The sequence below is a fragment of the Thalassotalea sp. PP2-459 genome (assembly GCF_001913705.1).
Taxonomy (GTDB): Bacteria; Pseudomonadota; Gammaproteobacteria; order Enterobacterales; family Alteromonadaceae; genus Thalassotalea_C; species Thalassotalea_C hakodatensis.
In genome coordinates, this window is sequence record NZ_MKQD01000044.1 from 127,722 (window position 1) to 136,797 (window position 9,076).

5 protein-coding genes are annotated in these 9,076 nt (G+C 39.3%); 1 reads left to right on the forward strand and 4 read right to left on the reverse strand.

Features of this window, described 5'->3' with window-relative positions:
- Nucleotides 1-2: 2 nt before the first annotated feature.
- Both nagK and BI291_RS10950 read right to left on the reverse strand, forming a co-directional pair.
- Nucleotides 3-896, reverse strand: a complete 894-nt coding sequence (gene nagK / locus BI291_RS10945; RefSeq protein ID WP_074498794.1) for an N-acetylglucosamine kinase — start codon at nt 894-896, stop codon at nt 3-5.
- A gap of 303 nt (nt 897-1,199) precedes the next feature.
- Nucleotides 1,200-3,887, reverse strand: a complete 2,688-nt coding sequence (locus BI291_RS10950) for a family 20 glycosylhydrolase (RefSeq protein ID WP_254849565.1) — start codon at nt 3,885-3,887, stop codon at nt 1,200-1,202.
- A 214-nt stretch (nt 3,888-4,101) separates the two neighbouring features.
- On the opposite strand from BI291_RS10950, the gene BI291_RS10955 reads away from it, so the two are divergent.
- The gene (locus tag BI291_RS10955; RefSeq protein ID WP_074498795.1) at nt 4,102-5,610 is read left to right on the forward strand and encodes a tryptophan halogenase family protein; all 1,509 of its coding nucleotides are present in this window, start codon (nt 4,102-4,104) and stop codon (nt 5,608-5,610) included.
- A gap of 139 nt (nt 5,611-5,749) precedes the next feature.
- Here the strand turns inward: BI291_RS10955 and BI291_RS10960 are convergent, their stop codons facing one another.
- Nucleotides 5,750-7,273, reverse strand: a complete 1,524-nt coding sequence (locus BI291_RS10960; protein ID WP_074498796.1) for a tryptophan halogenase family protein — start codon at nt 7,271-7,273, stop codon at nt 5,750-5,752.
- Between the two features lie 20 nt (nt 7,274-7,293).
- Nucleotides 7,294-8,820: a tryptophan halogenase family protein gene (locus tag BI291_RS10965; RefSeq protein ID WP_074498797.1), complete on the reverse strand. Its 1,527-nt coding sequence runs from the start codon at nt 8,818-8,820 to the stop codon at nt 7,294-7,296.
- Nucleotides 8,821-9,076: the final 256 nt, after the last annotated feature.

The following is a 9,076-nucleotide window of genomic DNA, read 5'->3' on the forward strand; positions in this document are numbered from 1 at the left end:
AATTAAAGCAACGTGAGTTGTTGCTGAGCAAAAATTACCGAGCCCATTTCAGGCGCACATATTGGCTCAGCAAGTTTATGTTTTATATCTTCATCCAACCAAGGCTTTATTCGAGGAGTTAATCCTCCAATCAACGAAATTCTCGGAGGGTTTTGTTTTTCAAGCTGTCGAGCGACACCACTAATATAGCAAGCGCCTTCTTCAACAATCGCTTTAGCTGCAAAATCACCTTCTTCTGCCGCATCGAAGACAAGATTTGCCAGTTTAGCGTAGAAAGCAGCAGGTTTTCCGGCGATAGCTTCCACCATTTGTAAGCCATCTTGCACATCTAACAAGGTGAGTAATTTTTCATTAATCATTGACGGTGCTTTTAAACCGTCTAATGACATTAATACATAATTTGCGGCTTGAAAGCCAAACCAAGCGCCACTGCCTTTATCACCATGCGGAAAACCATGTCCACCAATGGTATAAGGATGCCCATCTACATAAGAGAAACCACATGAGCCGGTACCCGTTATCATAACAGCACCATCATCTCCATTATGTGCAGCTAAGCAAGCAATCAATAGGTCAGTAGCTAAAAACATTTTGCCAAACGGGTGTTGCCAGTTAGACATTTGTTCAAATAGTGCAGGCAAGTTAACCCCTGCTAAACCAACACCTGCTGTTAAATCACTTAACTGCAAATTCAAACCTGATGCCTTGAGTGCAATGTGAGCAGACTCAGTTATTGAATTAACTGCTTGCTCAAAGCCATGTAAGGGGTTCGCTGGGCCTGAAATGCCTTCTCCAAGTACTTTATTATCTGCATCAACGATAATGGCTTTACATTTACTACCACCGCCATCGATGCCTAAAAAGTATGTGTTATTAATGTCACTGCTGCTAGGCATTTTGACCTCATGCTTACTACATTTGTAATACTAAAAGTTGATTACAAATTAAAACTTATATATTTAGATAAATTTATCTTAACCAGAAATGACAGCGTTGTCATTCACTTTTTAAGAAAATTACCCTGTTTTTATAAACAATTAATAAATAAGTATACAAAATATTGATTACTCTACACTTTTATAGGCGAGTGATAATATATCCATTCACTAATTTCAACGCATTACTAACGTCAGCAATAAAATAATGCCATAAAAGGCCAAGTGCCTTGTTAAATTTACTTGTTATTGCCGACGTATTCACTACGGTTGAAACCTTACTTTTGTTATTCTACTTTTCCTATCACCCTCTTGCGTGCTAGTTCGTATTGCTACATCGTTACTAACAGCTATAGGTTTCTGATAGGTTATCCAATTTTTATTTTTTTCTTTATATTCGATGGTTAGTCCCGGAAATGCACTATTTACATACAGCTTTCCTTGTTTAATTTGTGCACCGGCCGTTGGTAAGCGGTAGGTCACTCTAGCAAGATCGAGCTTAGGCAGCTCTTTTTGCCCCAACGCATTGGCAAATACACGCCATTTTTCATTTCTTAATGCTTCTTTTTCTGCGGTGAATGCATTGGTTGATTGTGAGTATTTAGCGCCTTGGTAATTATAAGGGACTACCCATTCAGGCTCGTACCATGCTCTTTCTGCTAACGCGATTAACCTTGGAAAAATTTTATACTCAGCCACGTTGTCTGTCCGTACATTTTCGCTCCACAGTTGCCCTTGAATGCCAAGCACGTTTCGCCCTTGCTTCATCGGACGATTGATAACATTGCCTTGTTCATCTTTTTGTAAGGTATCGTCAATCGAGAACGGATTGTCTTGTCTATCTAACCAAAATTCAGCATGCACAGGTAAGTTTTGTGGCATAAATTGGAACACTTTTTCCGTATTTGTATGACGAGATGCCCAATAGTAACCATGCTCTTTAGGGTCGGCTTCATACGGAAAGTCAAAGTAAGTAACATCAGGTGTCGACATCACCACCTGCCAATTTTGATTCACAAACTTATTAACCACATGGTGTGCCCCCCAAGGAATATGCCCCCATGAATTCGCTTGCACTACCGCTGGCATATTCTCTTTATTTACGTGCTCTAGGCCATCGCTCCATGCTGCTGGTTCTATGCCCATGTCAGAGATCATATTGGCAACGCGTTCTACAAAATATGCACCTAACTGCTTCATGTCAGTCACGCCTTTATCATTGTTTTCAATAAAGGCTTTACACACAGGCGATTCAAGCCAAGCACCGGCTGTTTCATCTGCGCCAATATGATAGCGTGTTAAGGGTTGCCCCGCTGCTTGATGAATATTTTTCACTTCCGTCATCACCTTTTCAACGAAAGCATAAGAAGACTCTTGGCAAGCGTTAATCGTATTGTCGTTATAAAACTGCACCGATGAATACTTAGTTATATCATTGGGATCATGTAATAAATACTGCTCTGCCTTTGCTTTATCTTCTAATTGCATGTACTTGTTGTAGCGTGCAGTCATCGCTTTTATTGCAGCGCGAGAATGTCCAGGCATATCAAGTGATGGTAATACCTGAATATGACGTGCCGTGGCTGCTTTCAAAATTTCGGTATAATCGTCAACACTATAAAAACCATTATTTTTGTTATTTTCATCTACTCCAGCACCTAGCTGAGGCATTAAACATTTTTGTTCCGTAACATCAAAACAACGTTTACCGCTTACCTCTGTTAATTCCGGTAAGCCTGGTATTTCCAAACGCCACCCTTCATCTTCACCCATATGTAAATGCAACTTATTGAGTTTATAAGCCGCCATTTGATCCATTAACTTGATAATAAAATTTTTATCACGAAAATTACGTGCTACATCAACCAATAATCCTCGAAATTCAAAAAGCGGCTCATCTTGGATACTCACATACGGTATTCGCGGCTCGTTAACAGTCAATAAACTTGCGAGAGATTGTAGTCCGTTAAAGACACCAGCTTCATCAACACCGGTGATACGGATCCCTGTATTTAAAGCTGTTAAGGTGTAACTACCAATCATTTTTTCCGGATCTGGCACTATGCTTAATTTAACCTTTACACCGTTTGTGGCTTGTTCAACGCCAAGCAAGGTAAGGCGATGCAACGCTGCAGCAACACTTTCTGATGGTACATTACCGTAATCAACTGTAAGGCCAGAAGTAAGCTCTAACACTCCTGATGGTTCAGGGAAAACAATGTTTTTTGGCGTAGGAATAATCACCTTGCTCACATCAAGTAACTTTTCTCCAAGCACTTTGTTTCTTTGATAAAAATCTTCGGCGGTTAACCACTGCGTTTTATCGCTGGGCGTTCGTTGAAAATGATGCTGATAATCTGAATAGCTTTTCACATGTTTAAGCACTTCCATTTTTGTTTCTGAATCAATGCCAGTTTTAGTGCTTTCGATAACTTTTGGTGCTAAATCAGATGCCGATATAATCATATTTGGCATGATGTCAGATTCCGCCAAGGTCCAAAAACTCGCACGGAAAGTAATGGTTTCACTTTCGCCTTTGTTGATACCGGTAAATTTATCCGTTGGCGTTAACCGATGAAGATCGCCATTTAGATGTTCTAAGGTAAATAATTCCCCATCGAAGTTGTGTAACGGTGCAATTTGGCTGTAATAAATGCTCCAACCTGCCGCGGGCAAATCTTCAGTTGCCGTTAACTGAAACTGTGCCTCAAAGCATAAGCCATCAGTTTTATTTTTATCGCACTTATCGCCAGCTTGGTTAGTTACCAGCACAAAAGTTACCTGTAATGAAGTAGCAATGTTATCTAACTGTTGTTGTGTTAACGAGTGCGTTTGTTGCATTTTTGTCTCTGAAGATTGCTCATCTTGAGTCGACGGCGCTTGAGGATTACCACACCCTAACAACATAACAACCGCAGTCGCTAAAGCGGCAAAGTCATTCTTTTTCATCATTTCGCTACTCATTTTATTTTTTTATTGATCGTATAAACATGACTCATTTTGACAGCGCTGTCAAAAAAATCTTTACACAAGCCTCAAGCAACGCTAGGTTATAGACATATTAATCACTTTATTTTATTTGCACCTATCTTCTATTTAACGCAGATGAACGCTAATTACCCGTGATATAGTCCCATAAATCCTGAAATCGTTGAGAGTGTACTTTATGTCAGAGCCCATTAAAAAAGTTGTCATTGTTGGTGGTGGTACCGCAGGCTGGATGAGTGCAGCAAGTTTAGGCCGTTTCTTAGAAGGCAAAAACGTTGATGTTACGATTATCGAGTCAAGCGCTTTAGAGACTGTTGGTGTTGGTGAAGCAACAATACCAAATATTGTTAGCTATAATAAAAATTTGGGTATTAACGAACTCGATTTAATTAAAGCAACTCAGGCAACTTTCAAGCTTGGTATTCAATTTGAAAACTGGCACCAACAAGGAGAAAATTTTTTTCATCCTTTCTCTGACTATGGGATGCCGATTAACAATATTGAATTTCATCAATATATCAACCAAGCAAACCATCAAGGTGCGGCATTAAATATTGAAGATTATTGCTTTCCCGCAGTACTTGCAAAAAAAGGAAAATTTGCTCAGCCTCACCCTAACCCGCCAAGCCCTCTTGCTGACTACCAATATGCCTTTCATTTTGACGCTGGCCTATACGCTAACTTTTTAAAAGATTTTGCAATGAATTTAGGTGTAAAGCACATAGATGCTCTCATTAACAGTGTTGAATTAAATCAAAATAATGGATTCATTTCTGCTGTAACACTCGATAATGGTGAAATTGTTGAAGGGGATTTATTTATTGATTGCTCTGGCTTTAAAGGCCTGCTGATTGAAGAAGCATTACAAACAGGCTATGAAGATTGGAGTCAATGGTTGATCTGCGATCGCGCTATGGCCGTACAAACTGAACTAGTTGGCGAACCTACACCATATACACGCTCAATTGCTAAATCATCTGGCTGGCAATGGCGCATCCCTTTACAACACCGTATGGGCAATGGCTATATCTATGCAAGTCAATTTCAAACTGATGATGACGCCGAACGTACCTTACTTGATAGTGTACAAGGCGCAACCATTAACCAAGTGAGAAAATTTCGTTTTACACCAGGACGTAGAAAGCAAGTTTGGAATAAAAATTGTGTCGCAATAGGGTTATCTTCTGGGTTTTTAGAACCTTTAGAGTCTACGAGTATTTCGTTAATACAGTCAGTCATTGATAAGTTATTAACGTTTTTTCCTGATCAATCTTTTAATCAACATGATATTGATGAAGTAAATCGCTTGCATAATGATGAAGTTGAGCACATTCGCGACTTTCTCATTTTACACTATAAAGCAACAAAACGTGATGATTCAGCTTTCTGGCGTCATTGCCAAAAGATGGATATTCCCGAAACGTTAGCGCATAAAATAGCAGTTTTTGAAAGCCGCGGGCATATCATCATGCGAGAAAGTGAGTCCTTCGAAGCAGCTAGTTGGCTTACGATGTACAATGCTTTTGATATCAAGCAAAAGCGTTTTGATGAGCGTATTGCTAACATGCCTTTTGATGTGATGAGCAAAAATTTAGCACAAATGAAACAATCTATTGAAAATGCTGCACAGCAAGCGATGCAACACCAAGATTTCATTAACACTCATTGTCGAGCAAATCCCGAGTAAAACTCAGGACATCACCATTTAAACACAAATAACACATTATTACTTAACCTGATCTCTGGATAAGAAGTTAGCTAATCCACTGAAACGGTGAGCTTTTTATTTATCACACTGTTCACGCAATTGTTATGCCGAACTCAGGTTACTTATTACCTGGTAAAGGTGCTTGACAATACTGCTCAAGAAATTGATCGTGACTCGGTTGTTTTTCGGCAATCTCAATTAAACCATTCGCGCCTTTAGCCAATATCGTTTTGAGTTTTTCTGGTGCTAAAGTATCTAACGCAGGATTATAGCGTGTCGGCATCACCTTCATACCATTAAATATGGCATACCAACTTGACGGTTGAAATAGCGACTCAACACCCGGTATTAACCCTCCAGACGCTTTAAAAAAATCAATTTTTTGTTGTAGTGATTCAGGAATAGGCATTTGTTTACACCAACGCCAAAATTCAGTATCTTCTCGTGAAGTGGTGCAATAATGTAAGACTAAAAAGTCTCTTATTTCCTCATAATCAACTCTCACTCGACGGTTAAATTCATCTTGTAATTCTTGTTGGCAAGATGTATCTGGAAACATTCTAATAAAATAAGCTAACGTTCTTGTCACTAAGTGAATAGCCGTTGACTCTAGTGGCTCAATAAAGCCTTGCGCTAACCCCAGGGCTAAACAATTTTTCTGCCAAGCTTTTTTACGGATCCCCGTTGTAAAGGGAATCACTCGAGGCTCCGATAATGGCTCTCCTTCTACCGCAGATAATAAGGTTTTTATCGCTTCATCATCACTAATATATTTATCACAAAAAACGTAGCCATTTCCTGTGCGATGTTGCAATGGGATACGCCATGTCCAACCGGCGTCTCGTGCCTTAGAAACAGTATAAGGTTTAGTACTGCCTATATTTTTTGTTTGTACCGTAACCGCTCGATTACAGGGTAAATATTCAGACCAATCTTCATAGCCTGAATGTAATGTTTGTTCGATTAATAGGCCTCTAAAGCCCGAACAATCAATAAAAAAATCACCCTTAACTTCATTTCCACTTTCTAAGGTTACCGATTGAATATTGCCATTTTGGTACTGGGTAACGCTTTCAATTAGACCTTCTGTACGTTTTACGCCCAACTTTTCAGCAAAATTACGAAAGTATTTTCCCGCCAGAGTAGAGTCTAAGTGTAACGCATAAAAAGCCCTTTCTAAGGGCGTATTTTGCACATTAAAAGGTAGAAAAAATTTATCTCTTTCTGCTAAAACTGCTTCTGGAGAGTGTGCCATTAATGGTGTTAAATCCCCCTCGGCTTTACACTTTAACCAACATTGAAAAAAATCAAAACCGGCAATCGTTTTACCTAAGCCTCCAAACGGATGAAAATAATTTTCCCCTTGGGAATGCCAATCCTCAAACTGAATGCCTAACTTAAAGCTTCCCTGCGTTTCTTTCACAAATTCATCTAAGCTAATGCCTAAACTATTTAACACCACCATTAAAGAAGGAATAGTTGCTTCACCCACACCAATAGTGCCGATTTGTTCCGATTCAACCAATTCTATGTTGATGTTTGCGTTTCTAAAGCCGTGAGCAAGTGTCGCTGCAGCAATCCACCCGGAGGTTCCACCACCAACAATGACTATTTTATTAAGCGGATTTTCTGTTTTTTTCATGTTAATTCCAGTGAAAACGATTAAGACGATATCTTTGCTTCAAAGTGGCAATATTTCTTTAAAAAAACACCATGTGATAAAGCATTATCTGCCGACTGCCTTACCCGTTGTTGCATATAAGCTAAATTCTTATTTAGGTACTCAATCGGCATGTTATCTGCCTTTTTATTATAGCTTTGCGGATAAATTTCAAAACCATCAAAAATAGCCAGCCAACTATCCTTACCAAAAATCTCAAATGGATAAGGCTTTATCTCGCCAGTCTGTTTATAAATATCAACCTTTTCTTGTAACGTTTCTGGCAACTTCATTTGTTGACAATCACGCCAAAATGGCGAATCAGTTCGTTGTGTTGATTGGTAATGTAAAATTAGGAAATCTCGCACTCGTTCATATTCCAACACTGTTTTTTGATTAAACTGTTCAACGGTATCTGAGTCATAGTTCAGTGCATCTAATGATGGAATGAGCTTTTCTATCGCTGTTTCAACCAAGGCAATACTAGTAGATTCAAGAGGTTCTAAGAAGCCGGAAGAAAGCCCAATAGCCACACAGTTTTTATGCCACGCTTTTTCGCGTCGCCCGGGGGTAAAGGTAAAAGAACGAGGGTCGTGCAATAGTTTACCGTCGATATTTGCTAATAGCGTATCAAGGGCAGATTGGTCGTCAATATAGTTACTCGCATAAACATGTCCATTTCCTTGTCGATGCTGTAAAGGAATCTTCCATTGCCAACCTGCCTGATGTGCCTTAGAGACTGTGCGTGCACTAGGCGCTGATGTTGACTCGCTCTGCACAGCAACAGCGCGATCACAAAACAACCATTCACTCCAATCTTGATAACCAACTTTTAATGCTTTGTCGATGAGTAACCCTTTAAACCCCGAACAATCAATGAAAAGATCGCCTTCAACCGTCGTATTATTTTCTAATACAACTTGTTTTATAACACCACTTTCCTCACATGTAATAACATCAACAATTTTTCCATCAACTAAGGTTGTTCCATTGTTTTCGGAATATTCCCTCATTAGTTTTGCAAATAAAGCAGCATCAAAGTGTAAAGCCCAGTCAAATATTTCAAGTTGGCTTTCAGGCTTAGTGTTTGGTAAAGTAAATTTATTCTCTTTGGCGAGCTGAACACCTAAGGAAAAGTCTGCCAAAGGTGATGCATTATCGGTTTGCTTTTGACGCATCCAATAATGATGAAAATCAACCTCTTTCGTCCCTTGTCCATAAAGGCCGAACGGATGAATAAACGAACCATCTAGTTTATGCCAATCTTGAAACTCAATACCTAATTTGCATGTTGCTGCCGTAGCTTTTAACACATCAAGATCTGACAGGCCTAACCTACGATAGAAACGCCTCAGTGTCGGAATTGTTGCTTCACCAACGCCAATGGTTCCTATTTGTGAGGATTCTACTAAAGTTATACTGACATTTTTATTGGTAAAATGATGGCTTAACGCTGCCGCGGTCATCCAACCAGCGGTTCCTCCGCCAACGATAACAATTGAATTCACTTTTTCTTTATGTGCTTCCATCCGATGACCTACTAAATATACCACTGAGAATTATACTGATTCCTATATTACTGAGTACTACCCTAGCACGCAGTAATATAGAAATTAACATCATTTAGTGCTTATTTGATTAAGCTCAATATTTTTATATCGTGTTTTACATGATATAGATAAAAAAACCGCCGCAAATGCGACGGTTTTTGATTCAGTCCAGAGTTGTTCGATTAGAACTTAACGCGTGTACCTACAGTCCAACGTGCTTCATAAACGTTTTGGA

Coding starts and splice junctions, on each gene's coding strand:
- BI291_RS10950 (WP_254849565.1), bottom strand. CDS start 3,887: ATGATGAAAAAGAATGACTTTGCCGCTTTAGCGACTGCGGTTGTTATG.
- BI291_RS10955 (WP_074498795.1), top strand. CDS start 4,102: ATGTCAGAGCCCATTAAAAAAGTTGTCATTGTTGGTGGTGGTACCGCA.
- nagK (WP_074498794.1), bottom strand. CDS start 896: ATGCCTAGCAGCAGTGACATTAATAACACATACTTTTTAGGCATCGAT.
- BI291_RS10965 (WP_074498797.1), bottom strand. CDS start 8,820: ATGGAAGCACATAAAGAAAAAGTGAATTCAATTGTTATCGTTGGCGGA.
- BI291_RS10960 (WP_074498796.1), bottom strand. CDS start 7,273: ATGAAAAAAACAGAAAATCCGCTTAATAAAATAGTCATTGTTGGTGGT.